This window comes from Aquabacter spiritensis, assembly GCF_004346185.1.
Classification (GTDB): domain Bacteria; phylum Pseudomonadota; class Alphaproteobacteria; order Rhizobiales; family Xanthobacteraceae; genus Aquabacter; species Aquabacter spiritensis.
Map to the genome: position 1 here is coordinate 1 of NZ_SMAI01000004.1, position 25,225 is coordinate 25,225.

24 protein-coding genes and 1 tRNA gene are annotated in these 25,225 nt (G+C 65.8%); 10 read left to right on the plus strand and 15 right to left on the minus strand.

Annotation, left to right across the window (positions count from 1 at the left end; genetic code table 11):
- Nucleotides 1–320: 320 nt before the first annotated feature.
- The 5 genes from sdhC to EDC64_RS08200 are packed head-to-tail and all read left to right on the plus strand — an operon-like array spanning nt 321 to nt 4,076.
- The gene (sdhC, locus tag EDC64_RS08180; protein WP_132030801.1) at nt 321–722 is read left to right on the plus strand and encodes a succinate dehydrogenase, cytochrome b556 subunit; all 402 of its coding nucleotides are present in this window, start codon (nt 321–323) and stop codon (nt 720–722) included.
- Nucleotides 723–733: 11 nt separating this feature from the next.
- Nucleotides 734–1,150 carry a succinate dehydrogenase, hydrophobic membrane anchor protein gene (sdhD, locus tag EDC64_RS08185; protein WP_132030802.1) on the plus strand — a complete coding sequence of 139 codons (417 nt, stop codon included), beginning with the start codon at nt 734–736 and terminating at the stop codon, nt 1,148–1,150.
- Nucleotide 1,151: 1 nt separating this feature from the next.
- Nucleotides 1,152–2,990 (plus strand): succinate dehydrogenase flavoprotein subunit, encoded by a 1,839-nt coding sequence (gene sdhA, locus EDC64_RS08190; RefSeq protein WP_132030803.1) that lies wholly within the window; start codon nt 1,152–1,154, stop codon nt 2,988–2,990.
- Nucleotides 2,991–3,030: 40 nt separating this feature from the next.
- Nucleotides 3,031–3,252, plus strand: a complete 222-nt coding sequence (locus tag EDC64_RS08195) for a hypothetical protein (protein ID WP_132030804.1) — start codon at nt 3,031–3,033, stop codon at nt 3,250–3,252.
- Between the two features lie 38 nt (nt 3,253–3,290).
- Nucleotides 3,291–4,076 (plus strand): succinate dehydrogenase iron-sulfur subunit, encoded by a 786-nt coding sequence (locus tag EDC64_RS08200; RefSeq protein ID WP_132030805.1) that lies wholly within the window; start codon nt 3,291–3,293, stop codon nt 4,074–4,076.
- Nucleotides 4,077–4,417: 341 nt separating this feature from the next.
- Here the strand turns inward: EDC64_RS08200 and rpsA are convergent, their stop codons facing one another.
- On the minus strand, nt 4,418–6,121 hold the full coding sequence (gene rpsA / locus EDC64_RS08205; RefSeq protein ID WP_132030806.1) for a 30S ribosomal protein S1: 1,704 nt from the start codon (nt 6,119–6,121) through the stop codon (nt 4,418–4,420).
- 518 nt (nt 6,122–6,639) lie between these two features.
- Nucleotides 6,640–7,680 carry a glutamine synthetase beta-grasp domain-containing protein gene (locus tag EDC64_RS08210; protein ID WP_132030807.1) on the minus strand — a complete coding sequence of 347 codons (1,041 nt, stop codon included), beginning with the start codon at nt 7,678–7,680 and terminating at the stop codon, nt 6,640–6,642.
- A 648-nt stretch (nt 7,681–8,328) separates the two neighbouring features.
- On the opposite strand from EDC64_RS08210, the gene EDC64_RS08215 reads away from it, so the two are divergent.
- A complete protein-coding gene (locus tag EDC64_RS08215) occupies nt 8,329–8,517 on the plus strand; it encodes a DUF2735 domain-containing protein (RefSeq protein WP_132030808.1) in 189 nt (62 codons plus the stop codon).
- Between the two features lie 186 nt (nt 8,518–8,703).
- Here EDC64_RS08215 and EDC64_RS23690 read toward each other — a convergent pair whose 3' ends face one another.
- The 3 genes from EDC64_RS23690 to EDC64_RS08230 form a co-directional block, all read right to left on the minus strand.
- A complete protein-coding gene (locus EDC64_RS23690) occupies nt 8,704–9,747 on the minus strand; it encodes a DUF2778 domain-containing protein (RefSeq protein WP_245504598.1) in 1,044 nt (347 codons plus the stop codon).
- Between the two features lie 177 nt (nt 9,748–9,924).
- Nucleotides 9,925–11,394: a M48 family metalloprotease gene (locus tag EDC64_RS08225; RefSeq protein ID WP_245504599.1), complete on the minus strand. Its 1,470-nt coding sequence runs from the start codon at nt 11,392–11,394 to the stop codon at nt 9,925–9,927.
- A 41-nt stretch (nt 11,395–11,435) separates the two neighbouring features.
- Nucleotides 11,436–12,305 (minus strand): hypothetical protein, encoded by an 870-nt coding sequence (locus EDC64_RS08230; protein WP_132030810.1) that lies wholly within the window; start codon nt 12,303–12,305, stop codon nt 11,436–11,438.
- 206 nt (nt 12,306–12,511) lie between these two features.
- Here EDC64_RS08230 and EDC64_RS08235 point away from each other — a divergent pair.
- A tRNA-Arg gene (locus EDC64_RS08235) sits at nt 12,512–12,588 on the plus strand.
- Between the two features lie 88 nt (nt 12,589–12,676).
- Here EDC64_RS08235 and EDC64_RS08240 read toward each other — a convergent pair.
- The 9 genes from EDC64_RS08240 to EDC64_RS08280 form a co-directional block, all read right to left on the minus strand.
- Nucleotides 12,677–13,219: a carboxymuconolactone decarboxylase family protein gene (locus tag EDC64_RS08240; protein WP_132030811.1), complete on the minus strand. Its 543-nt coding sequence runs from the start codon at nt 13,217–13,219 to the stop codon at nt 12,677–12,679.
- A gap of 151 nt (nt 13,220–13,370) precedes the next feature.
- Complete coding sequence (locus EDC64_RS08245) at nt 13,371–14,372, minus strand: VOC family protein (RefSeq protein ID WP_132030812.1); 1,002 nt, start codon at nt 14,370–14,372, stop codon at nt 13,371–13,373.
- Nucleotides 14,373–14,440: 68 nt separating this feature from the next.
- Nucleotides 14,441–15,469, minus strand: a complete 1,029-nt coding sequence (locus tag EDC64_RS08250) for a uroporphyrinogen decarboxylase family protein (protein WP_132030813.1) — start codon at nt 15,467–15,469, stop codon at nt 14,441–14,443.
- 56 nt (nt 15,470–15,525) lie between these two features.
- Nucleotides 15,526–16,764, minus strand: a complete 1,239-nt coding sequence (locus EDC64_RS08255; RefSeq protein WP_132030814.1) for an ABC transporter substrate-binding protein — start codon at nt 16,762–16,764, stop codon at nt 15,526–15,528.
- Between the two features lie 13 nt (nt 16,765–16,777).
- Nucleotides 16,778–17,803, minus strand: a complete 1,026-nt coding sequence (locus tag EDC64_RS08260; RefSeq protein WP_132030815.1) for a branched-chain amino acid ABC transporter permease — start codon at nt 17,801–17,803, stop codon at nt 16,778–16,780.
- An 8-nt stretch (nt 17,804–17,811) separates the two neighbouring features.
- Nucleotides 17,812–18,693, minus strand: coding sequence for a branched-chain amino acid ABC transporter permease (locus EDC64_RS08265; protein ID WP_132030816.1), 882 nt, complete (start codon nt 18,691–18,693; stop codon nt 17,812–17,814).
- Nucleotides 18,690–19,406, minus strand: coding sequence for an ABC transporter ATP-binding protein (locus tag EDC64_RS08270; RefSeq protein ID WP_132030817.1), 717 nt, complete (start codon nt 19,404–19,406; stop codon nt 18,690–18,692). Before EDC64_RS08270 ends, EDC64_RS08265 begins: the two co-directional genes overlap by 4 nt.
- Nucleotides 19,403–20,188 (minus strand): ABC transporter ATP-binding protein, encoded by a 786-nt coding sequence (locus EDC64_RS08275; RefSeq protein ID WP_132030818.1) that lies wholly within the window; start codon nt 20,186–20,188, stop codon nt 19,403–19,405. The genes EDC64_RS08270 and EDC64_RS08275 overlap by 4 nt, the downstream gene beginning before the upstream one ends.
- The gene (locus EDC64_RS08280; RefSeq protein ID WP_132030819.1) at nt 20,188–20,835 is read right to left on the minus strand and encodes a polysaccharide deacetylase family protein; all 648 of its coding nucleotides are present in this window, start codon (nt 20,833–20,835) and stop codon (nt 20,188–20,190) included. The genes EDC64_RS08275 and EDC64_RS08280 overlap by 1 nt, the downstream gene beginning before the upstream one ends.
- A 234-nt stretch (nt 20,836–21,069) precedes the next feature.
- Here EDC64_RS08280 and EDC64_RS08285 point away from each other — a divergent pair, with 234 nt between their 5' ends.
- On the plus strand, nt 21,070–21,996 hold the full coding sequence (locus EDC64_RS08285) for a LysR family transcriptional regulator (RefSeq protein ID WP_132030820.1): 927 nt from the start codon (nt 21,070–21,072) through the stop codon (nt 21,994–21,996).
- Nucleotides 21,997–22,115: 119 nt separating this feature from the next.
- Here EDC64_RS08285 and EDC64_RS08290 read toward each other — a convergent pair whose 3' ends face one another.
- On the minus strand, nt 22,116–22,871 hold the full coding sequence (locus EDC64_RS08290; protein ID WP_132030821.1) for a TetR/AcrR family transcriptional regulator: 756 nt from the start codon (nt 22,869–22,871) through the stop codon (nt 22,116–22,118).
- A 231-nt stretch (nt 22,872–23,102) separates the two neighbouring features.
- On the opposite strand from EDC64_RS08290, the gene EDC64_RS08295 reads away from it, so the two are divergent.
- On the plus strand, nt 23,103–24,038 hold the full coding sequence (locus tag EDC64_RS08295; RefSeq protein ID WP_165933692.1) for a tripartite tricarboxylate transporter substrate binding protein: 936 nt from the start codon (nt 23,103–23,105) through the stop codon (nt 24,036–24,038).
- A 1-nt stretch (nt 24,039) separates the two neighbouring features.
- The gene (locus tag EDC64_RS08300; protein WP_132030823.1) at nt 24,040–25,212 is read left to right on the plus strand and encodes an acyl-CoA dehydrogenase family protein; all 1,173 of its coding nucleotides are present in this window, start codon (nt 24,040–24,042) and stop codon (nt 25,210–25,212) included.
- Nucleotides 25,213–25,225 lie beyond the last annotated feature (13 nt).

Below are 25,225 nucleotides of genomic sequence, written 5' to 3' on the forward strand. Positions count from 1 at the left end.
GATCTCAAGAGCGGTCTGGGTCGGGCCGGGTTTCTTCAGCATACCCGAATGAATCAAAAACCCCCGGCTCGCGCCAGGGGTTTGTCAGCGGTCTGAGGCGCCGGATTCGTTCCGGCGCCTTTTTTCGACGTTCCATGCGGTGAAGTCTGGCCGGGGGCCGGTGCGAAGCGTAGCATCCGCGCGGCGGCACGGGGCCGCAGCGCCGCATTTTTGTTTCCGCGCTGCGGCATTTGGTGCAGCCCGACCTAAAGGGTGCTTTGGAATCGTTGCGAACTGGCAACGATTGAGATACCTGATCGATCGATTTCCGGAGGAGCCCCATGGCCGACAGTCCGTCGCGTATCGAGCGCCCGCTCTCTCCCCATTTGTCGATCTACCGCCCGCTCTTCACGATGATGATGTCGATCGTGCATCGCATCACGGGAATGGCGCTGTATTTCGGCACCGTGCTCCTGGTCTGGTGGCTGCTCGCCGCCGCGACCTCGCCCGGCGCCTATGACCTGTTCGCGGCGGTCGCCGGCTCCTGGATCGGAAGGCTGGTGCTGCTGGGCTATACCTGGGCGCTGCTGCACCATGCGCTCGGCGGCGTGCGGCACTTCATCTGGGATTTCATCCATGGATTCGGCGCGAAGGAGCGCGTGCTGCTGGCGAAGGCGACGCTCGCCGGCTCGCTCGTGCTCACCGTCGTGGTCTGGATCATCGGCCTCGCGCTGAAGGGCTGAGGAGAGACATCATGAGCAGCCCGAAGACAAACGCGACCAAGGCCCACACGCCGATGCGCACGCCGCTCGGCCGCGTCCGCGGCCTCGGCGCAGCTCGGTCGGGGACCGAGCACTTTTTTCTTCAGCGGGTGACCGGCCTCGGCAACCTCATCCTCGCGGTCTGCTTCATCGTGATCGTCATCTCGCTCGCCGGATCGAGCTACGAGGTGGCGCGCGCGACATTGGGCAATCCTTTCGTCGCTGTGGTGATCCTGTTGATGCTGCTCTCCGTAACCCTGCACATGCGGATCGGCATGCAGGTGATCATCGAGGACTATGTCCATGGTGAGGGGGCGAAGGTGCTCTGCATCGTCGCGAACACCTTCTTCACGGTCGCAGTCGGACTCGCCGGCGCCTTTGCCGTGCTCAAGATCAGCCTGGGAGGCTGAGATGGCCGAAACCAACGGAACCAACGGCTCAGCCGCGCCCGGCTTCAACGGAGCGGCCTATCCGATCACCGACCACACCTATGACGTGCTCGTGGTCGGGGCCGGCGGCGCGGGTCTGCGCGCGGTCGTCGGCTGCTCGGAAGCGGGGTTGCGCACCGCCTGCATCACCAAGGTGTTTCCGACCCGCTCCCACACGGTGGCCGCCCAAGGGGGCGTCGCCGCCTCGCTCGCGAACATGGGCGAGGATAAGTGGGAATGGCACATGTACGACACCGTGAAGGGGTCGGACTGGCTGGGCGATCAGGACGCGATCGAATATCTCGTGCGCAACGCGCCGGCGGCGGTTTACGAACTGGAACATTGGGGCGTGCCCTTCTCGCGCACCGAGGACGGCAAGATCTATCAGCGCCCGTTCGGCGGCATGACCACGCATTTCGGCAAGGGGACGGCCCAGCGCACCTGCGCGGCGGCCGACCGCACCGGCCATGCCATGCTCCACACGCTCTATGGCGCGGCCCTGAAGCACAAGGCCGAATTCTTCATCGAGTTCTTCGCCATCGATCTGATCATGGACGAGGACGGACGGTGCCGGGGCGTGGTCGCCCTGAAGCTCGACGACGGCACCATCCACCGCTTCCGCTCGCACCTCACGATCCTGGCGACCGGCGGCTACGGGCGTGCCTATTTCTCGGCGACGTCCGCCCATACCTGCACCGGCGACGGCAATGCCATGGTGCTGCGCGCCGGCCTGCCGCTCCAGGACATGGAGTTCGTGCAGTTCCACCCGACCGGCATTTACGGGTCGGGCTGCCTGATCACCGAGGGCTCGCGCGGCGAAGGCGGCTATCTCACCAATTCCGAGGGCGAGCGCTTCATGGAGCGCTATGCCCCCTCTGCGAAGGATCTCGCCTCGCGCGACGTCGTCTCCCGCTCCATGACCATGGAGATCCGCGAGGGCCGGGGCGTCGGCAAGAGCAAGGATCACATCTTCCTGCATCTCGACCATCTCGACCCGGCGATCCTGCACGAACGGCTGCCCGGCATCTCGGAAAGCGCCCGCATCTTCGCAGGCGTCGACGTGACGCGCGAGCCGATCCCGGTGATCCCGACCGTGCATTACAATATGGGCGGCATCCCCACGAACTATCACGGCGAGGTGCTGACCAAGGCGCACGGCGATCCCGACAAGGTGGTGCCGGGCCTGATGGCGATCGGCGAGGCCGCCTGCGTGTCGGTGCACGGGGCGAACCGCCTCGGTTCAAATTCGCTGATCGACCTGGTCGTGTTCGGCCGCGCCGCGGCGCTGCGCGCCGCCGAGGTGGTGCATCCGGGTGAGAAGCACCGCGAACTGCCCGCCGACAGCGCGGACAAGTCGCTGTCCCGTCTCGACCATTTCCGCCATGCGACGGGATCCACCCCGACCGCCGAACTGCGCGGCCGCATGCAACGGGTGATGCAGAACAATTGCGCTGTTTTCCGGACCGGGGAAGTTCTGGAAGAAGGCCGCAAGCTGATCCACGACGTGTTCAACGGCACCACGGACGTCCATGTGTCCGACCGGTCCTTGGTCTGGAATTCGGACCTCGTCGAGACGCTGGAATACGACAACCTCATCTCGCAGGCGGTCGTGACCATGGAGAGCGCGGCGAACCGGAAGGAAAGCCGGGGCGCGCATGCGCGCGAGGATTATCCCGACCGCGACGACCACAATTGGATGAAGCACACGCTCGCCTGGATCGACTCCGGGACCGGGATGGTGCGGCTCGACGACCGGCCGGTGCACACCTACACGCTCTCGAACGACATCCAATATATCGAGCCGAAGAAGCGGGTGTATTGAGCACGCCGGCAGGGCGATTTGCGGTTGGGCCGGAGGGCGCGTGGCGAAGAAGACGGGTGGCAAGAAGAAGGTCGGGGTGCTGATCCTCGATCGGCTGCGGCATCTGGAGGACAAGGTGGATGCCTTGTCCGACTTGGTGGGCTCCCTCGAAGAGCGGATCGTCACCATGTCCACCGAAAAGACGCGGCGCGACGATCGCGCCGTGCGCATGGACGAGAGACGGCTCCGGTCGGAGCGGCGTTTCGATCTGAACGAAGACTGAGTTTCTGCGGCCGGCATGTCCGGCGATGAGGACGGACCATGGTTGAACTGGCGCTTCCGAAGAACTCCCAGATCACCGGCGGCAAGATTTGGCCGAAGCCCCAGGGCGCGACCAAGCTGACCGAGTTCCGGATCTATCGCTGGAACCCGGACGACGGGAAGAACCCCTCCATCGACACCTATTTCGTGAACCGCGAGGATTGCGGTCCGATGGTTCTGGACGGGCTGATCTACATCAAGAACAAGATCGATCCGACGCTCACCTTCCGCCGCTCCTGCCGCGAGGGGGTCTGCGGCTCCTGCGCGATGAATATCGGCGGCACCAACACGCTCGCCTGCACCCGCGGCATGGACGAAGTGCTGGTGAAGGGCATCGTGAACGTCTATCCGCTGCCGCACATGCAGGTGGTGAAGGACCTCGTGCCCGACCTCACCCGCTTCTACGCCCAGCACGCCTCCATCGAGCCCTGGCTGCAGACCGACACGGCGTCGCCCGAAAAGGAGTGGCGCCAGTCCAAGGAAGACCGCGAGCGGCTGGATGGGCTGTACGAGTGCATTCTGTGCGCCTGCTGCTCGACATCCTGCCCGAGCTATTGGTGGAACGGCGACCGTTATCTCGGCCCGGCCGCCTTGCTCCAGGCGCATCGCTGGCTTTCCGACAGCCGCGACGAGCGCACCGGCGCGCGGCTCGACAATCTCGAAGATCCCTTCCGGCTCTATCGCTGCCACACCATCATGAATTGCGCGCAAGCCTGCCCGAAGGGGCTGAACCCGGCCAAGGCGATCGCCGAAATCAAGAAGATGATGGTCGAGCGCCAGATCTGAAGACGGGGGCCCTCCAGCCCCCGCGCAAAGGCCCTCCGAAGTTTCCAGAGCGGCGCCCCTGTGGGCGCCGTTTTCATTTGGCGCCGGGCATCTCACCGGCGGGCCGTCCCGAACACGCGCTCACGGTTCAGTCGGCGCGAGCAGCGGGTCGGTTGCATATCGCCGCATCCGGCCGCTTCTTCCGCTGGATGCCGGCCGGGTGCGGTGCGCGCGCTCCCGGGATCGGTGGTCGAAAAAAGAAGGCCGGGTCCGGTCCCGCCTGCCACATCGTCCGATACGGCAGGTCGGTCCGAACCCGGCCTTCGGGACCGGGATCAAAGACGGGGCCGAAGCCCCGCCGATCAGTCTTCCTCGGAATCCTTGGCGCGCTGCTTGAGCGCGGCGCCTAGGATGTCACCCAGCGAGGCGCCGGAATCCTGCGACCCGTATTGGGCCACGGCTTCCTTCTCCTCGGCGATCTCGAGCGCCTTGACCGACACCTGCACCTTGCGCGCCTTGCGGTCGAACAAAGTGATGCGGGCATCCAGCTTCTCGCCGACCGAGAAACGCTCGGGGCGCTGGTCGTTGCGCTCGCGGGCCAGTTCCGACCGCTTGATGAAAGCGGACAGATCGGTGCCGGTGAGCTTCACCTCGATGCCGCCGTCCTTCACGTCGGTGACTTCGCAGGTGACGATCGCGCCCTTCTTCACATCGCCCGCATCGGCGAAGGGATCGCCGGCAAGCTGCTTGATGCCGAGCGAGATGCGCTCCTTCTCGACGTCCACGTCGAGAACGATCGCCTTGATGACGTCGCCCTTGCGGAACTCGTCGATCACCTGCTCGCCGGGACGGTTCCAGTCGAGGTCGGAGAGATGGACCATGCCGTCCACGTCGCCGTCGAGGCCGAGGAACAGGCCGAACTCGGTCTTGTTCTTGACCTCGCCTTCGACCACCGCGCCGGGGGCATACTTCTCGGCGAAGGCTTCCCACGGATTCTGCAGTGTCTGCTTGAGACCGAGCGAGATGCGGCGCTTGGCGGGATCCACCTCGAGCACCTGCACCTCGACCTCCTGGGAGGTGGAGACGATCTTGCCGGGATGGACGTTCTTCTTGGTCCACGACATTTCGGAGACGTGGATGAGGCCTTCGATGCCCGGCTCCAGTTCCACGAACGCGCCGTAGTCGGTGATGTTGGTGACGCGACCCTTGAAGCGGGCCTCCACCGGATACTTGGCCTCGATGCCTTCCCAGGGATCGCCCAGGAGCTGCTTCATGCCGAGCGAGATGCGGTGGGTCTCGTGATTGATCTTGATGATCTTCACCTTCACCGTCTGGCCGATATTCAGCACTTCGGTGGGGTGATTCACGCGGCGCCAAGCGATGTCGGTGACGTGCAGCAGGCCGTCAATGCCGCCGAGGTCCACGAACGCGCCGTAATCGGTGATGTTCTTCACCACGCCCTCGATGGCCTGACCCTCTTCGAGGTTCTGGACCAGCTCGTGGCGCTGTTCGGCGCGGGTCTCTTCCAGGACGGTGCGGCGCGACACGACGATATTGCCGCGGCGGCGATCCATCTTGAGGATCTGGAAAGGCTGCTGGTTGTGCATCAGCGGGCCGACGTCGCGGATCGGGCGGATGTCCACCTGCGAGCGCGGCAGGAAGGCCACGGCGCCGTCGAGATCGACGGTGAAGCCGCCCTTCACCTGATTGAAGATGACGCCCGTCACCTTCTCATTGGCGGTGAAGGCCTTTTCGAGCTTGACCCAGCTTTCCTCGCGGCGCGCCTTGTCGCGCGAGAGGACGGCTTCGCCCATCGCGTTCTCGACGCGCTCGAGATAGACCTCGACTTCGTCGCCGATCTGGATGGCGCTCTCCCGGCCGGGGCCGGCAAATTCGCGGAGCGCCACGCGCCCTTCGGTCTTCAGACCGATGTCGATGATCGCCAGATCCTTCTCGATGGCGACCACAATTCCCTTGACGACGGCGCCTTCCTGGACGTCGGCGCGGCCGAAGCTCTCGTCGAGCAACGAGGCAAAATCTTCACGCGTTGTTTCTGCGAGGGACATCTAGTCTCCGAACTGTCGGCGCCGGCTTCTGGTTGATAGGGCCCGTCTCGTGCGGATGGTCCGGATGACACCCGGACCGCCGCCGGTACGAACCGGCGGGTCGGCGCAAGGCCGCGCGAAACGAAGCGATGTGGGCTGTCGGATCGGTGCCGACGAAAACCTCGGGCGGGCTGCCTCCGCAACATCGAGACCGCGTATCCCGCAATCCCGGCCCGCCGGGACGGTTTCCGCCTTGAAAGGCGCTGTCTCGGACGCCGCTCACATAGGCCAGAAACGGCCGGGCCGCAAGGGGCCGCGCGCCTGAGCCTTGCCGCGCTAGCGCGCGGCTGAGACGAGGATACCCTTTCCCTGTCCGCGGTGCGCTTGGCGGCCGGGCTCCGGCACCGCGCAAGGCCCGGGCGAGGAGAGCCGAAGCGGATCACGGGGCTCAAACGAAAACGGCGCGGAAGGCCGCGCCGTTCTCAGGCTTCCCTAATGTGGGAGGTGGCGGACGGTCACGCCCGCATTGCCACCCGACCTCACGCCGCAGCGGAGGCGCTGCTGCTGGTCGGGACTTCGGAGATGGTCTTCAGGATCTGCGACGCGATCTTGTAGGGGTCGCCCTGGGAGTTCGGGCGGCGATCTTCCAGATAGCCCTTGTAGTCGTTCTTGACGAAGCTGTGCGGCACGCGAATCGACGCGCCGCGGTCGGCCACGCCATAGCTGAACGTGTCGATCGAAGCGGTCTCGTGCTTGCCGGTCAGGCGCATGTGGTTGTCGGGGCCATAGACGGCGATGTGATCGGCGCGGTTCTTTTCGAAGGCGGCCATCAGGGCCTCGAAATAGTCCTTGCCGCCGACTTCACGCATGAACTTGGTCGAGAAGTTCGCGTGCATGCCGGATCCGTTCCAGTCCGTGTCGCCGAGCGGCTTGCAGTGGAACTCGATGTCGATGCCGTATTTTTCGGTGAGACGCAGCATCAGATAGCGCGCCATCCAGATTTCGTCGGCGGCCTTCTTGGATCCCTTGCCGAAAATCTGGAATTCCCACTGGCCCTTCGCGACTTCCGCGTTGATGCCTTCGTGGTTGATACCGGCAGCGAGGCAGAGGTCGAGATGGTCCTCGACGATCTGGCGGGCGACGTCGCCGACATTGCGGTAGCCGACGCCGGTATAATAGGGCCCCTGGGGCGCGGGATAGCCGGCCTCCGGGAAGCCGAGCGGGCGACCGTTCTTGTAGAAGAAGTATTCCTGCTCGAAACCGAACCAGGTGTCGGCATCGTCGAGGATGGTCGCGCGGCTATTGGTCGGGTGTGGAGTGACGCCGTCCGGCATCATGACTTCGCACATGACCAAGGCCCCGTTGGTCCGGGCCGGATCGGGATAGACAGCGACGGGCTTCAGGACGCAATCGGAGCTGCGGCCTTCCGCCTGCATGGTGGACGAGCCGTCGAAACCCCACAGCGGCAGCTGCTCGAGCGTCGGGAACGCGTCGTAATCCTTGATCTGGGTCTTGCCGCGCAGGTTGGGCGTCGGCGTGTAGCCGTCGAGCCAAATGTACTCGAGTTTGTACTTTGTCATTGCGCTCTCTCATAAGCTGATGACGCGAAGCGCCAGGAGATCCTGATGCGTGCCGACAGCCAAAGGCGTCCTCGGTCGCGAACGACCGGGGATTTTTAAGCACGGACCGTGCCAAGCGCCGCCCCTGTGTGCAGCCGGGGCGGTATGTCGCGGCGGCGACGATTTGCAGCCGCAGATTGTGGGGCTGTGCGCGCCCTCATGCGCGACGAGCGTGGTTCCTCCGGCCCGCGCCTGCTCGGAAAACGACTTGTTTTTCAATGGCCTCGTTGCGGCCTTTAGAAGTGTCGCAGGCGCCGCTCCGGCGGATGGGCGCTTCGGGGATCTGATCGCGCCTTCGGCGGACGAGCGGAAGACGGGCCCGCGCAAGCCTCATCGTGTCTCATAACCGCCAAGCGTTGGGTGATCGCAATGGAACAAAAAAGCGCCACTGGATATTTCTTCAGCAGGCTCTGTTGCAGCGCGATAAATAGGAAGAAAACAATATTCGCGGATATAAAGAATGCATGGAGATGCATCAAAATATAGTTAGCCTAAATTTTAATCAGAAGCCTTTTTTTGTTTCAGACGCGTGTGTAAATAATGTGTAGCGTCTGCTATAAGGACTGTCACATCGGCGCGCTCAGGCGCGTCCAAACGAAGAGACCTGAAATGACAACGAGCATTCAGACCGGGTCTGCGAAGATCTACAAGTTTCCCGCAGGCGGGCGCCAAGGCGCTGCGCGTCAGCAGGAGGCCGAGAAGGCAGACCGCCTCGCCGCCGCACACGTCCCGGTGACGTTCGGCAGTTGGTACCATGAAGCGGCGATCCAGGAATCGGATCAGGGTCGCAAGCAGTGAGGCGTACGCTCGGCCGAGACGCCGCGCGCGCTTAGGAGACCGCCCCGGCCTTGGTTGCAACGCAGCCGGCAGGATGGCGGTCTCCGTATGCGCTCGTGCCGGTTCACGGCGCCGCGCACGCACCAGAGCGTGCGAAAAGCGGCCCTCGCGCTCCAAAACGCTGCCGCTGCGGGCGCCAAAACGCCCCTATTGCTTAGGTGCGAGCCAGGACAGCAGGGGCGAGAGGGGCGGCGTCTCGAGCGCGGCGACCACCACCATCTGAGTAACCTCCCCGCGTTTGAAGGCGCTCAGGAACCGCGGATAGTCGCGGAACGAGACGCAGCCGTTCGAATCGCCCCGCGGTCCGAGCATGTAGGAATGCGCGAGGATGCCGTCCCGCCCATACATGCGGCTGCGATCGGTCGGGAGCATGCGCACCGCCTCCACCCCATGAAACAGGGCTTCGCGCATCACCAGCTTGTAGGTGTTCGGCGGGGTCGGGCCGCGCATGCGCTTGGCGACGGCGCGCGGATCGTCGAAGCTGGCGCCATAGCCGGAATGTGCCTCCAGGCGTTCGCCGCTCGGCATGTAGACGGTCTTTCCGGTGATGTCGTAGAGGGCATAGCGATCGCCGGGGCCCGGTAAAGCCACCTGACTGCGCGGAAGACGCGGTGCGGCTTCGAGCGGCCGATCGGCAGGCGGCAGGCTCGCCATGCGCCGTCCGGCCCGGAGCAGCGGATTGCGTGTCGGGAGAGGCGGCGCCACGGCCTCCTCCATGATCTCGGCGCTCTCCTCCGGATCGTCGATGGCCGCAGCGACGCGCGGGGCCGGGCGCGGGCCCGGGGCCTCGACGGAAACGCTCTCCCCGCCGTCTGGGGCGGCGGCAGCCGCGCGACGCGAGAAGGGGGCGAACATCCAGCCCTCCACCGCGACGAGAGCGCCAGACGGCCGAAAATGGCCCATTTCGTCCAAGTCGAGGCCGGCTGCGCGCGGCCGCGGCGCGGCTTGCCCGGCGCCAGCTTCCGCGTCGCCCTTGGGCCGCGGCGGCGGCGTGGCTTCGGTTTCCGCAGTGGCATGACCCGGCGCTGGGAGCGCGGCGGCTTCCCTCTCGCGCGGCGCGTTCAGCACGACCAGTGCGACGGCCATGACGCCGAGGCCGAGAGCGGCGCCCAGAATGCGCAGCCGCATGGCGGGCGGACGGGGAGACACCGGGATGGCGCCGAAGGCGCGGGACGTGATCGTGTCCGTCATGGTCCCCACTACGCGAGACAATCGGGGCTGGCCGCCGCGCTGGGCGGTGGCGGTGCGCATCTCAGGCGGAGGCACGAGAGCCGTCCGCATGTGCGTGACTGTCCGAAGGCTATGCGCGCTTGGTAACCATTTTCTTAGCGCGGGGTCGTGGGCCGAAGGGTCGGCCGGCAAGCGGGGCTATTCCGCGACGATCTTCACCTTCTCGCCGTACTTCAGTTTGGATTCGCGATCGAGGCCATTGAGGATCAGAAAACGTTCCAGCGGCCGGTCCGGCACCTGCATCCGGGCGGCGAACTTCTCCACCGTGTCGCCGATTCCGACGGAGACCACGCGCAGCCGCAGCGGTCGCACCGTTTCGGCTTCATCATTTGCCACCCGACGGAAGGTCTCCGCCGCGGCGCGGAATTTCTTGTCGAGGTCCGGGGTGAGGTCGCGGGCGGCGAAGATCAGGCGGTAGACGTCGGAGCCGAAGCGGATGGCGAACATGCGGAACGACCATTGTTCGCCCCGCGCCACCGCGGTCGCGGCCATGAAGCCGTTGACCGAAAGGCTCTCGACCGAATTCACCTCGACCCCTTCGATCCAGCCCGAGGCGAGATATTGGCCGAGCGATTGGTCGGCCCCCACGCGGACCGCGTCGAGCCGCAGTGCCTCGGCGCCCGAGGCGGTCGCGCCCAGCACCGCCTGCGAGGTGTTCTCCAAGGTGAACCCCTCGGGCGCGACGAAGGTGAAGCCAAGCTTGGGGTGGAAGAATTTCCGCCCCCGCACGAAGCCTTCCTTGGGATCGTCGCCATAGACCATGCCGTCGATGGCGGTGAGGTAGGCGGTCCGGTCCCGTTCGCCCCCGGTCGTGCCGGCTCCCGAGGCGACGGAATATTGCCGGGCATTGGCGATGGCGATGGAGATGCGCTCGGGGGTCGCCGGATGGCTCGACAGGAAGTCCATGTCGGGCGAGGTCGAGGCGGTCGAGCCGGCACCGACGCCGCTGGCCTTGAGCGCAGCCTGGCGTCCCATGTCGGTCAGGAAGCGGGACGCCCCATAGGGGTCGAAGCCGGCGCGGGCGGCGATGCCCACGCCGATCGCATCGGCTTCGAGTTCCTGGCCGCGCGAGAAGCTCGCGAGCGACATGCGCGATTTCTGCATCGCGAGCGCGCCCAGATTCGGATCGTTCACCACATTGGAGATGACTCGGCTCACCAATACCGCCTGCCGCACCTGATCCTCTCGGATCGAGGCGTGGCGGGCGATCACGTGCGCCATTTCGTGTGACAGGACCGAAGACAATTCGGACGTGTCGTTTGCCAGCGAGAGGAGGCCCCGCGTGACGTAAAGCGAGCCGTCGGGCAGAGCGAAGGCGTTGATCGCCGGGGAATTCAGCACCGTCACGCGATACTTCAGATCGGGCCGCTCGGAGGCCGCGACCAAGCGCTCCACCACTTGCTGGATCAGGGCCTTGAGTTCGGGATCGTCATAGGCCCCGCCATAGCTCGCCACCAGCCGCTCATGCTCGCGTCTTTGCGCCGGCGTCATCAGATCGGCGGGCGCGGCACGCATGGCGGCCGGCTCGATTTCGGCCGTCGTCCGATCGCCGCCCTCCAAGCTGGCACAGGCGGAGAGGATCAGCAGGCAGGCGAGTGCGGACGCCACGCGGCGCCCCCCCCCTTTCCGCCCGATGCGTTCCGCCTCCCTCACCGCGACCTCTCCCCTCGGCCGGCACCGATCCGTTCCACCGCGCGCGCGCTCACGGCGAGAACCGGACGGTCCCCGCCTTCCACAAATCCGCGAATGCGGATGAGAGTGCCTGTCAAAATGGCGGTATCGAGGCCTTCGATCGCGTTTGCGGGGAGCGCTGCGGAAACGCCGCGTCCCGCCATTCCGGCCAGGTTCAAATACAGCGTCTGTCCGGCCTTCCGAACGCTGCGCACCCGGCCCTCGATCACCCGGAACAGGCCTTGGCTCTGCACTGCGTCGCCCGTGCGGGTGAGCAGGCCATCTGTGACCGACCAGAGCCCCCGCTTTTCGCTGCGGGCGCGCGCCTCGGCGGTGAGGAGCGCGGCGGCGCAGGTCGGGCGGCGGTCGGGATCGGCATAAGCGGCGCCCGCTGCGACCAGAGCAAGGCCGAGGTCGGTGCCTTCAGCCGAGGTCCGCTCTCCGGATATCGCCGCGGGACGCGTCGGCGGGGTCCGGGCCCGTGGCGACGCGCCGGCGGGCGCCTGGTTCGGCGCATCGGCCACGGGGCCGTCGATGTCGGGCACCGGCGGCCGGAGCAGAGCGGGTCCCGCGAGCCGGCCATGGCGATCCGGGACTCCCTCCACCGGATAAATGATCGTGCGTCGCGCGAAAACGGCCTGCGCCGCCGTCTCGGCCGCCTCCGCGAGACCTTCGACCGGCGTCAGACGGGTTGGAATTGCCGCGCCCTGCGGAATCAGGCGCACCCCGTCGGGAAGGTGCACGGCGCCCCGCTCCAGGCGGGCGAGATGGCCCGAAACGGTCCGGTGCTCCGCCGCCTCGATCGCTCGCGGTCCGCCCGCCACCGCCGTCGGGCAGGCATGCGCCATCGGAGCCGAAAGGCCCGCCCCAGCGAGGACAAGGAGACCGCACGCGGATTGCCGCATTCAAGGCCCGGTTCAGAAAGCGATGCGCCAGTCTACCTTTGCCGCGCTCCGCTTCCAAGGCGCCGCGCCATCACCCTTCGTTGCCATGCCTTTCGTCCATGGCGTCGGCCCTTTCGCGCCCGCGCGCCATGGGCTAGAACGGCCCCCGGGTCCCGGTAGCTCAGCAGGATAGAGCACAGGTTTCCTAAACCTGGGGTCAGGGGTTCGAATCCCTTCCGGGACACCACCGCCGTCTTCGTCAAATGATCTTTGGCATACCTGACTTGAGTCTCTCACCGGCTCAGGTGGGCTCGGCTGTCAACCCGACCCAGCGGTCACGCACGCTGGCACCAGGGCTCGATCTCGACCCCCAGCGGCAGGATCATGCGCACGACACCATTGTACCAGGCGGTGGCCATCACGATGTCCATCGCCTCTCGCACGTCGAAATGTGCTCGCAGTTCGTTCCAGACCGTGTCCGGCACACGCGGATCCAAAGTGGCGGCGCGCGCATAGCGCACCACGGCGCGCTCCGCGGCGTCGAATTCGGCGGACGTCTCGAAGTCTTCGAGCTGTTCGAGTTGGGCGCGGCGCGCGCCGGCCTTGAGCGCCGAGTTCCAGTGATGAGCGACCTCATAGTCCGTCCCGCTGGCCAGGCCGACGGTGACGATGGCGAGTTCGCGCAGATACGGCGCGATCTTGGCTCCGTGCTTCATCTCTCCGGTGAATGCCAGAAGCACGTCGAGCAGGTTCGGGATGTTGGCGAGCGCGAGGAAAATGTGGGGCGGGGGGTCGCCACGGTCGCTCAGCATGCGGTCATAGGCAGCGCGATGAGCTTCGGGGAACTCGTCACGGGTCGGGTAAGGGACACGGGCCATCACAAGTCCTCGGGGGCAAGAGCACGTCCGGCCAATCGCGTTGCGGTCGAACGGGAAAGGTGGGCGACCGGCTCGGCCGATCGAACCGGGTCAAGCAGATCTCGCGCGCACCCGCCGGGTGCGCGCTCCAGGCACATCGAGACGCGGCGGGTCAGCCGGCCATCTGGAGGAAGTCCTCCAAGGAGACCGGGGAGCCGCCGGGCGCCGGATGCGTCACCTCGACGTCCGGGAAGGGCGAGCGGTTTGAGAACCAGGAGCGGCGCGGCGGCAGCCCCCAGGCTTCTGTGGCGCGGGGCACCTGCGTCACGTCCCACACATGGGGCGCATCGTCACCGTCCATATAGACGATCGGGGGAAGGAGAAGTTCGACGCGATGGCCGTCCGGATCCAGCAGATAGACATAATAGGAATGGCCGACGGAATGCTTTCCCGGCCCGTATTCCACACAGTCGCCCCAGCCGAGTTCGCCGAGCGTGTCGCAAGCGCGGAGCATCGACTGCACGTCGGGGATGACATAGCCGCAATGATGATAGGCCGGCCCGTCCCGCTCTAGGAAGACAAGGTCATAGGGCGTGTCCTTCATCTGGAGAAAGACGCCCACGGGATGGTCGCCGGCCATCAGATAGTCCGCGATCCGGCAGCCGAGGCCCGTGTAGAAGTCCGCGAGCTTGCGAATGTCCGGCGCCGTGATCTGGTAATGATCGAAGCGCCGGGCGGCGCCGCCCTTATGTTCCTGCACCTGCATGTCGCGCCGGGGCCGGTGTTCCATGCTGGCGACGATTTCGAGAGGCACCCCCATCACATCGCGGGTATGCAGGGTGCGGCCCTGAAAGGGCAGGTCCACGACCTCGCAGGCCAATTGCAGCTTCTCGAAGGTGTGGCGGGCGCGGTCCAGATCCTCCTCGTCGAACACGCGAAGACCGATCCGTTCGCACATCGGCCGCCCAACGGTCCTTTTGATGACGAGGCTGTGGTGCGCGCGCTCCTCGAGGCCGCGGAGATAGAGGGTGTCGGCGTCCTCGTCGCTCACCACGAGGCCGAGCACCTCGGTGTAGAATTCGCGGGATTTTGGCAGATCGCGCGAGGTGAGAACCGCATGGCTCGCCCGCCGGAAGCGGAAGGGCGATTTGAAATTCGTCTGCGGCACAGACATGGCGTTTCCTCCTCAAGGCTATACTTGTGTTTTTGTTTGCTCTGTTTGCTTCAGGGTCTTGAAGCCCTTCACATCAGCTCGGCGCGCACGCGCGCGGCGCCCTCGGCGAGAGCCTTCAATTTGCCATAGGCGGTTTCGCGCGGCAGATATTTCATCCCGCAATCGGGCGCCGGGATGAGGCGGTCCGGCGTGATGAAGCGAAGCGCGGCGCGAATACGCTCGGCGACGATTTCCGGGCTCTCGACGCCGGGATCGCCAAGATCGAGCACGCCGACGATCATGGTCTTGGGCGCAAGCTCGCGGAGCACCCCGAGATCGATCTTCGGCTGCGCGGCCTCGATGGAGATCTGATCGGCGACCGTATCGGCAAGCTGGGGCAGGAATGTATAGCCGCTCGGCTTGCCCTTCACGATATGGGCATAGCCGAAGCAAAGATGCAGTGCCGTCGTGGCCTCGATCCCTTCCAGGGCGCGGTTGAGCACGGGCACGGCATAGCGTTCCGCGGCTTCGACGTCGTGGCGCAGCCAGGGCTCGTCGAGCTGGATCACGTCGGCGCCGGCCGCCGCCAGGTCGCGCGCCTCGGCATTCACCGCGGCGGCGAAATCCATCAGCATTTCTTCCTGGTCGGTATAATATGCGTTGTGTGCCTGCTTCGACATGGTGAAGGGGCCGGGCAGAGTGATCTTGATCTTGCGGTCGGTGTTCGCCCGGAGAAATTCGAGATCGCGCACCTCTACCGGACCGGTCCGCCGGATTTTGCCGACGATGCGCGGCAGATAGCTCACCAGACCGTCCTTCTGGCGCAGCTCGAAGGGCGCATCAATGTCGATGCCCTCCAGCACCGTTGCGAAGCGGTTGGAATAGCTTTCGCGCCGGATCTCGCCATCGGAGATGATGTCGATGCCCGCCTGCTCCATGTCGCGGATGGCGAGGATGGTGGCGTCGTCCTGCGCCTGTTCGAGGAATGGCTCCGGCACACGCCAGACGTCGCGCATGCGGACGCGCGGCACGGTATGCGACTTCAGCATGTCGCGATCCACCAGCCAGTCCGGCTGGGGATAAGAGCCGACGACGGTGGTGTTCAGGATCTGTGCCATGGCGAACCTGCTGGTGAAACCGGGATGGCCCCGGCCGGCGCGGCCGGGGCCGAGGATCAAAGCTTCGGAGTCTTGCCCTCATAGGCGATCACGCCCGTCTCGGGCACGTAGCCTTCGCCCTTGAAGACGAAGAGCTGCATCGCCTCGATGGGGAAGGGGTCGGCCGTGCCGTTGGAGGTGAGTTTGATGCCGGGCAGCAGCAGACTGAGCTCGATGCCGGCCATATGACGCGCGGTATCGAGGAAGGCTTCGCGCGTGGGCTCCTTCATGTTCTGGAGCACCATCACCACACCCTCCGCGATCGTGTACCCCATCTGGCCGAGCGTATCGCCTTTGTTGAAGCGCGGCTTGAATCGCTCGTAGTCGGCGAGATAGCTCTTCACGCCAGCATCGTTGGCGTAGGCGTCGCTCTCGATCGGCTTCATGAACTGTCCGGTGATGACGCCTTGCAGATTCTCCACGCCCGCCGGACGAAGCGCGATCGGCGAGGAGGCGGCATAGGTGATCATGGTCAGCGGCTTCCATCCGCTCTCGGCGGCGAAGCGCACCGCCTGCGCGGCGGGCTTGGGCACCGTGGCGATGAGCAGCGTATCGGCGCCGCTCGCTTTCAGATTGGTGAGCTGGGTGTCGACGGTGGGATCGCTGTAATTGTGCGGCTGAGCATCGACGAGGGTGATGTTGCTGCCGTTGATCGCCGCCTTGAAGCCCGCCACGAAGTTCTGGCCGAAGTCCGTGTTGAGATAGAGGATCGCGACCTTGGCGTTCGGCTTCTTCTGCTTCAGATATTCCGCGTAGATCGCCGATTCGGTGGTGAAGGACGGCACCAGCGAGGTGCTCATCGGATTTTGCGTCTCCATGCCGAATTCGTAGACGCCGGAATAGACGAACAGGCTCGGCACCTTTCGCTGCGTGATGTAGGAGCGGATAGCCTGATTCTGAAGCGTCCCGACCACGCCGACGAGGGCGAAGATCTGGTTCTGCTCCACCATTCGACGCGTATTGGTGAGCGCGCGCGGCGGCTCATTGGCGTCATCGGTGACGATGAACTCGATGGTGCGGGTCTTGCCGTCCCCCATCTTTACGCCGCCCGCTGCATTCACAGCCTTGAACTTCAGGTCCATCCCATCGCCCAGCATGCCGACGGCGGGCGTGTTGCCGGTGATCGGGGCGATGGTCCCGAGCTTGATGCTCGTATCCGTGACCCCCGGCGATTGCGCGAGGGCCGGCTGCGCGGCGAGCATTGCGGCCGCGACGAGGGCGGCGCGCGGCAGGCGGAAGCGTGAAACGTGCGGCATTCTATTCTCCTCCCTATTCTTTTTCTGCGAGGACCATGGTTCTCGTTTCCGGCTTTGGGTGCGGCTTGGTCTGCGAAGCCATGGACAAGCTGGCGGCGCCGGCGCGCGACAGCGTCTTACCGATCAGGCCCGCAACGCCTTCGCGGGCGACCAGCATCATCACGACCAGCGTTCCGCCATAGATCAATCCGGCCATTGCGAGACTGATGTGAGACGACCATTCGGGCAGGAAAACCACGATGACGGCGCCGATGAAGGCGCCGGTCATGCTGGTGATGCCGCCGATAATGGCGCCGGCCAGGAATTCGAACGATTTGAAGAGCTGGAAGGAGTCCGGGCTGACGAAGGCGTTCACCAAAGCGAACAGACCGCCTGCGAATCCGCCGAAGGCGGCGCTCGTCGCGAAGGTGGCGATCCGGGTGCGGGCGACATGGACCCCGAAGGATTCGGCGATGACCGGATTGTCGCGGACAGCGCGCAGCATGCGCCCGGTCTCGCCATGGATGAGCTGCGACATGACCAGGACGCAGAGACCGGCCCCGGCGAGGCAGAGGAAATAGACGAAGCTGTCCTGGTCGAGCGGCAGCCAGGCCGGCGGCTCGGGCTTGTCGATGGAGATGCCCGAGGTGCCCTTCGTGATCTTGTCGAACCGCATCACCAGAGGCGGCACGAGTGCGGCCAGGACAAGAGTCAGGATGGCGAGCTGAAGGCCTTGCAGCCGCAAGGCGGGAATGCCGACGAGAGCGCCGAGAATGGCATTCCCCGCCACAGCCGCGGCAAGCGCGAGCCAGACGGGCACGGCGTAATCCACCATCAGGATCGCGACCACATACCCGCCGATCGCGAAAAAGACCCCCTGTGCGAGCGAGACTTGTCCGTTGAACCCCATGAGCAGGTTCAGACCGAGGATCGCGATGGCATAGGTAAGCGCGATGGACGCCTGGAAAACCATGAAGCCCGGCAGCACAGCGGGCACGCATGCGAGCGCGGCGAAGGCCGCGAGGCCGAGAAGCGCGGGGCGGAGGGTCGGGCGACGCATAATGGCCTTCACACGCGTGTCGTGCCGGAGCGGCCGAACAGGCCCTGCGGTCGGACGAAGAGGATCAAGGTGATGAGGAGGAAGGGAATGGCGAGCCGAAGCTCTGCACCGATGGCCTTCACGAGTGTGGTCCCGAGCGTCTCCGCGACGCCGACCACGAGGCCGCCGACGATGGCCCCCGCGGGGCTGTCCCATCCGCCCAGGGTGGCGGCGGCGAGCGCATAGATGATCACGGACAGCATCATCGTCGGGCTCAGGAAGAGCGAGGGCGCGGCCAGCACCGCCGCGATGAAGCCGAACACCGCCGCGAGCCCCCAGCCGAGCGTGAGCATGGTCTCGACTTCGATGCCGACATAAGGGCTCTTCTCCCGTTCGGCCGCGGCCGCCCGCATGGCGAGCCCGATGCGGGTGAAACGGAACATTGCGGCGAGCAGGCCGGCGAGGAGTGCGAGCGTGACGAGCATGCCGGCCGTGTTCGCACTGATGCGCACGTCGGCGATCGTCCAGATCGTGTTGGAGAACAGGCGCGGGAATTGCAGGTTGTCCGAGCCCCACAGCCAGAGGCTCATCGCCTGAAAGCCAATGAACAGGCCGATGCAGGAGACTACGATGGCCTCGGGTGGGGCCGAGAGGATGGGCCGGATCGCAAGCCGGAACACCGCAGCGCCCAGGATAAAGGACAGCACCGCCGCGATCGCGAGGGCGACATAAAGCGGCAAACCCCAAACTGTCATCTGCCAGGCGAGATAGACGCAGAAGGTTGCCATCTCGCCTTGGGCGAAGTTCACGATCCGGGTGGCACGGTGGATCATCACCAACGCGACCGCGAGCGCCGCATAGATCGTGCCGGAAGCGAGCCCTTCGACGAGTTGCTGAAGGATCAGGGTCATGCCTCGATCCCCAGATAGGCGCGCTGGATCTCGGAATTCCGGCTGAGCGTTGCGGCGCTGCCCTCGATCGCGATCTCGCCATGCTCCAGCACATAAGCGCGCGCGGCGATTTCCAGGGTGAGATGTGCGTTCTGCTCCACGATCAGGATCCCCGTGCCGCGATCGGCTGCCAGATCCCGCAGCAGAACGAACAAATCGGCCGTCACCGCCGGGGCGAGGCCGAGCGATGGCTCGTCGCACATCAGCACCTTCGGCCGGGTCATCATCGCCCGTGCGATCGCCAGCATCTGCTGCTCGCCGCCGCTGAGGCTGCCGGCAAGTTGCGCCCGCCGCTCCTTGAGCCGCGGGAAGACGCCGAACCAATAGGCGGTGTCGTCCTGGATGCGTTGGGCCGAGGTTACGCTGTAGGCGCCGAGACGGAGATTTTCTTCGACCGAGAAGTCGACGAATGTGCCGCGCCCCTGCGGGACGTGGGCGAGCCCGAGCGCCACGCGCCGCGCCGCGCTCACCCCGCTGATGTCCTGTCCGTCGAGATGTAGTTTCCCGCTGTGGCGCAGCACGCCCGATGCCGCCCGCAAGGTCGTCGTCTTCCCCGCGCCGTTCGCGCCGAGCAAAGCGACGATCTCGCCAGTTCCGACCGTCAGGCGGATGTCGCGGACGATCGGCTGCCCGCCATAGCCCGCGGAGAGACCATGAATCTCGAGCGCGTTCATGCCGACCCGCCGAGATAGGCCGCGATGACCCGGGGATCACTCTGGATCTGCGCCGGCGTGCCCTCGGCGAGCTTGGAGCCGAGATGCAGCACGACGATGCGGCTGCACAAGCGCATGACGAGGCGCATATTGTGCTCGACGAGCAGGACTGTGAGCGCGAAACGCTCCTTGGCGCGCTGAAGCATGTCCCCAAAGGCCATCACTTCGCGTTGGGTCAGACCTGCGGCGGGTTCGTCGAGCAAGAGCAGGCGCGGGCGTGCGGCCAAGGCGCGGGCGACTTCCAGGCGTTTCAGCGTTCCATAGGGCAAATCGCTGGCTTTGTGTCCGGCGAGCTCCCCGAGTTCGAGTTCGGCGAGGATCTCGCGGCACCAGTCCGCCGCCCGCCGCTCTTCCGCGCGGGCGCCCGCCGGGTTGTAGAGCGGGGTGAAATAGCCGCCCGTCCGGGTGTGGTGCATGCCAAGCAGCATGTTGTCGAGCACGCTCATCTGCCCGTAAATTCCGAGATTCTGGAAGGTGCGTGCGATGCCGAGGCTGATCACCTCCCGCCTGCGCACCCGTGTGATGTCCCGCCCCAGGAAACGGATCTCGCCCTGCGACACGTTGTAGAGGCGGGTGATGCAATTGAAGAGGGTCGTCTTGCCGGCGCCGTTCGGACCGACGAGGCCACACAATTCACCGCCCGCAACCGCACAGCTGACTTGGTCGAGGGCGCGCACGCCGCCGAAGGCGACGCCGACATCGACGATTTCCAGAACCGGCTGGGAAGGATCCGGTGACCGCATCACGCGCTCGCATCGGTGACGTAGGATTCCATCGGCGAGACCAGTTCGCCGCGTTCCAGGGGCACGCAATCGCGTGGGAAATCCTGCTCGAAGCGGGCGCCCCGATCCCGCGCGGTGCGCACGAAACGGTCGAGCGACGTCATCGCGCCGGTCGGCAGGTCGTGCAGCACGATGAGAGCATGCGGGCGTTGAAAGCAGAGCGTGAGCGCCCGCTCCACCCAGCCCTGCGGATAGATCCAATCCTCGGGTATCACGTTCCACAGCACGCAGGTGAAGCCGCCCTCCATGAGATAGCGCAGCGCCTCGCGGTTCAGCAGGTTATCATTCAGGATCCCGCCGCCGCCGAACGGGCGAAAAAAGCGTCGGGGATGGGCAAGGTCGCCGATCAGGTCCTGCGTGCGGGCTATCTCGGAGGTCGAGATGCCCTCGATCGAGCTCATGCCGAGCGGAACAATGTGATTGAAGGTATGGTTGCCGACCCAATGGCCCTCTTCATGCGCCCGTTCGGCGATCGCGCGTCGATCGCGCAACTTGTCGCCGAGGACGAAGAAGGTGGAGCGGATATCGTGACGCGCCAGCGTGTCCAGGACGGCGGGTGTCGTATCGGGGTCAGGGCCGTTGTCGAAGGACAGGGTGATCGTCGTCATGGCACGTGCGCGCCGTCGACGAAGCCTTGGGGTCGAAAAAATGCGCAGACGGGCGCGCCGCAGGGCGGCGCGGACAAGGCTGTATCCATGAGCGTTTCAGTCCCTTGGCGGTCAAGGCCCGAGAGGGCTGCCTGCCACCTTGGGACCGATCATGGTGCAGCCAACAGGTGTTGATAATCTGGAATAAACCGAAAATACTATTTCCAGATCGTCGACAATGGACCTCCCCCCTCTATGGGCAATCTCCCGCACGGAATGCTCGACGGTGCGAGCGTGCTGTCGCTGCGCTGCTTCGTGGCGGTGGTGGAGACGCAGAACTTTTCCTCTGCCGCCCGGCAATTGCGCCTCGCGCCTTCCACGGTGACGAAGCAGGTTCAATTGCTGGAAGCGGCCCTCAATGTGGCCCTCATGCACCGCACGACGCGGCGCGTCAGCGTCACCGACGGCGGCGCGCGCTTTTACGAGCACTGCCTCGCCATTCTCGCCCAGATCGAGAGCGCGGCCGAGGTGATGATCGCCGAGAAGACGTTGAGCGGCCATTTGCGTGTTACCGCCCCGCCCTCATTCTCGAATGCGATCCTCGGACCCAACATCCATCACTTCCTGTGCGAGCACCCGGGAATCGCGGTCGACATCCTGGTGTCGAGCGCAACGCCTGATCTCATTCGCAACCGGATAGATGTCGCGATCGTGCTCGACGCGGAACCGACCTCCAAGCTCAGCCATGCGGTGCTCGGCCAATGCCGCCTCGTCCTGTGCGCCTCGCCCGATTATTGCGCGCGGCGCGGCGTACCGGAGCGGATGCAGGATCTGGTGCGGCACGATTGCTTGTCCGGGCGCTTCTCCGAACTTGCGGAAGGCTGGACGCTGCAGGATGGCACAGGCAACCGAACGGTGAATGTGCCATTCCGCCTGCTGTCCGACAGCGGGGAATTGCTCCGCCAGGCCTGCCTCGGCGGCGCCGGCATCGGCGGCTTCTATCATTTCCACGTCGCGGAGGACCTCGCGGCGGGCCGATTGAGGCGCGTCCTGCCGGACCTCGAATTGAGGCCGAAGGTAATTCACGCGGTGATCCCCCATCGTCAGATCGCCCGGCCCCACGCCCGCGCCTTCATCGCCTTCATCCGCGCTCTGATCGAGGCCCGCGGACCCGCCGTGTGAGGCGGTGCCCGTGCATGGGTGGAGCATCGGAAAGCTCGATTTGGCCCACCGCGCCAACCGGCGTCCGAGGTCGGTGCCGAGACTGAGCGAACCTTCAAACAAGGCAGAGGCGGCTTGCCTCAGGCCTCGCCGGGTGGCGGGGCGGTCAGGCGGCGGGTGAGGTCGGACATCGGTGCGGCGAGGGCGGCCTCGGTCATGTCGACGAGATTGGCGATGAAGCCGTCGCGGTCGAGGCGGATGTTCTGCCGTCCGGCCGCGCAGTCGCGTTCCCAGTCCGCCAGCGCATAGATCGCTTGCCTGAGCGCGATCGAGACCCGGTCGCGCACCAGCGCGCGCGGCAAATGCGGAAGGATCGCGCGCAGCAGCGTGACGATACGCGACAGGCTCTTGTCGTTCCGGTCCTTGGCGATGGCCCAGATGTCGAACTGGTTGCTGGCGTAGAATTGCGCGAGGAAGCGGATGTAATTGTTGGATCCCTCGCCGGCGTTCAGCTGGCTTGCCAGCGGCAGGATGAAGGCCTCGGTGACGCGGCGCAGGTCGCGCGCCGCGCCTTCCGCCTCCAAGGCGTCGATCACGCTGAGCCGGGCCGCATTCACGACCGACATGCGGCGATCCAGGATGGCCGTGACGAGCGCCTCCTTCGAGCCGAAATAATAATGGATCGCCGAGGCATTCTGCTGATCCGCGGCGCGGTTGATCTCCCGCATCGAGGTGCCGTCGATGCCGTTGCACGCGAACAGCCGCTCGGCGACCTCGAGCAGATGTTCGCGCGTGTTGCGATCGGGTTCGGTGCCGAGGGCTTCCGTCGCCCGCGCAGGGGCCCGCTTGGATCCGGGGGGACGGCCGCGACGGGCGGGTGCTGAAGGCTTCTCCATCCTTATTCCCGCAGGCTCGCCCCTCGGCGCGTCGGATCCGGCTGCGCAGGAGAGGGTTGTGTAATTAAATCACATGAATTAATTTTGTCGCAGGCGGCCCGGACCAGCCGTGCGCCGGCCCAATAAACGTACCGTCGGGAGGAAGCGATCATGTGGGGACGCAGAGAATTGGTTCGATGGGGAGTGCGCGGCACCGGCCTGGCGGCGGCTTTGGCCTTGGGTGTCGCCTCCATGAGTATCGCACTGCCGCAGGCGGCGAAAGCGGCCGAAGCCTGCACCTCCGACACCGTTACCCTGGTCGTGCCCTATGCGCCGGGCGGTGTGGTCGACCTGATCGCCCGCGTGGTGGCGGACGATCTGCGGGGCAGCATCGGCCAGAACGTCATCGTCGAGAACAAGCCCGGCGCAGGCAGCAATATCGGTACGGGCGCCGTGGCGCGGGCCGCTCCCGACGGCCGGACGCTGATCATGGCGAGCGCCGCGCACACCATCAATCCGAGCCTCTATGCCAAGCTGCCCTTCGACGCGCTGACCAGTTTCGCGCCCGTCGGGATGGTGGGCATCGTGCCCAATCTCATCGTCGTCCCGGCGGATTTTCCGGCCAATACGATGCAGGACCTGATCGCCTATGCGAAAGCCAATCCCGGCAAGATCGCGTTCGGGTCGGCCGGCGCCGGGTCCTCGCCCCATCTCGCGGTCGAGATGCTGAAGGCGAAGATCGGCGTCGACATGCTGCACGTCCCCTATCAGGGACAGCCGCAGGCGGTGCAGGATCTGCTCGCCAACCGGGTGCAGATGATGGCGCTGACCATGACCTTGGCGCTGCCCCTGGTGAAGGAGGGACGCCTGAAGGCCCTCGCCATTACCGGGACCAGCCGGGCCGATGCGCTGCCCAACGTTCCGACCGTCGCCGAGACGGTGAGCCCCGGCTTCGACGTGGTCAATTATCTCGCGGTGCTCGCACCCGCCGGGACCCCGGACAAGACCCTCGCCTGCCTGAGCGCGGCGCTTCAGGCCGGCCTCGCCAAGCCGGAGACCGTGGCCCGGCTCAAGCCCATGGGCGTCATCATGATGCCCGGCTCGCGGGCGGACCTGGCGGCGTTCCTGAAGAAGGATCGCGACGCCTGGGCCGAGGTGATCAAACAGGCCAACATCAAGGTTCAGTGACATGCACGGTGCAGCGCCGCAGCGGCAGATCGAGTTTCCTGCCTATCTTGCCAAGGTCCGGGCCTTCTCCCGAGAGGTGCTGCGCCCCGCCGAGGATCGCGTCGAGGACGAGGACGCGATCCCGGCCGAGATCGTCTCCGCGATGCGGGACCTCGGACTGTTCGGCATTTCTCTGCCCGCCGCTTATGGCGGGCTGGGATGGAATATGGAGCAGCAGGTGCTGCTGACCCTGGAATTCACCCAGGCGTCGGCGGTCTATCGCTCGCGCTTCTCCACCACGATCGGCCTGACCTCGCAGGTGATCCTCGATTACGGGACGCCCGACCAGCGGCGGCGCTGTCTTCCCGCCATGGCCGCCGGGATCGTCACGGGGGCGTTCTGCCTCACCGAGGAGGCAGCGGGCAGCGACGCCGGCGCGGTCGCCACCCGCGCGGTCCGCGACGGGTCGGACTACGTCATTACCGGCGTCAAGCGCTACATCACCAATGCGCCCGACGCCGACCTGTTTCTGGTGATCGCCCGCACCGGGCCGGAGGAGAGCGGGGGAGAGGGGCTGTCCTGCTTCCTGGTGGAGCGCGGCACGCCCGGTCTCGTTACGCCCCGCCACAGCCGGATGATGGGGCAGCGCGGTTCCCATGTCGGCGAGGTCCATCTCGACCAGTGCCGCGTGCCGGCGGAGGCCCTGCTCGGTGGCAGGGAAGGAAACGGCCTGAAAATGGCGCTGCGCGGCATCAACCATGCCCGCACCCATGTCGCCGCCACCTGTGTGGGACAGGCGATGCGCCTCATGGAGGAGGCGGTCGGCTATCTCAACCAGCGTCAGCAGTTCGGCAGCTTCATCGGGGAGTTCCAGGCGCTCCAGGTGCTGCTCGGCGAGAGCCAGGCGGAGGTGAGCGCCGCCCGCGCCCTGGTGCTCGACTGCGCCCGCCAGTTCGATCAGGGACCGATCCCCCACGGCGAAATCGCCTGCGCCAAGCTGTTCGCCAGCGAGATGGTGTGCCGGGTGGCGGACCGCGTGGTGCAGATGTTCGGCGGCCAGGGCTATCTGGAGGAGCGCGCGGTGGCGCGGCTCTATCGCGACGTCCGCCTGTTCCGCATCTTCGAGGGCACCTCGCAGATCCAGCAGATCAACATCGCGAAGCGACTTCTGCGCGCGGCGGCGAAAGAGGGCTGATCGCGCGCGAGGC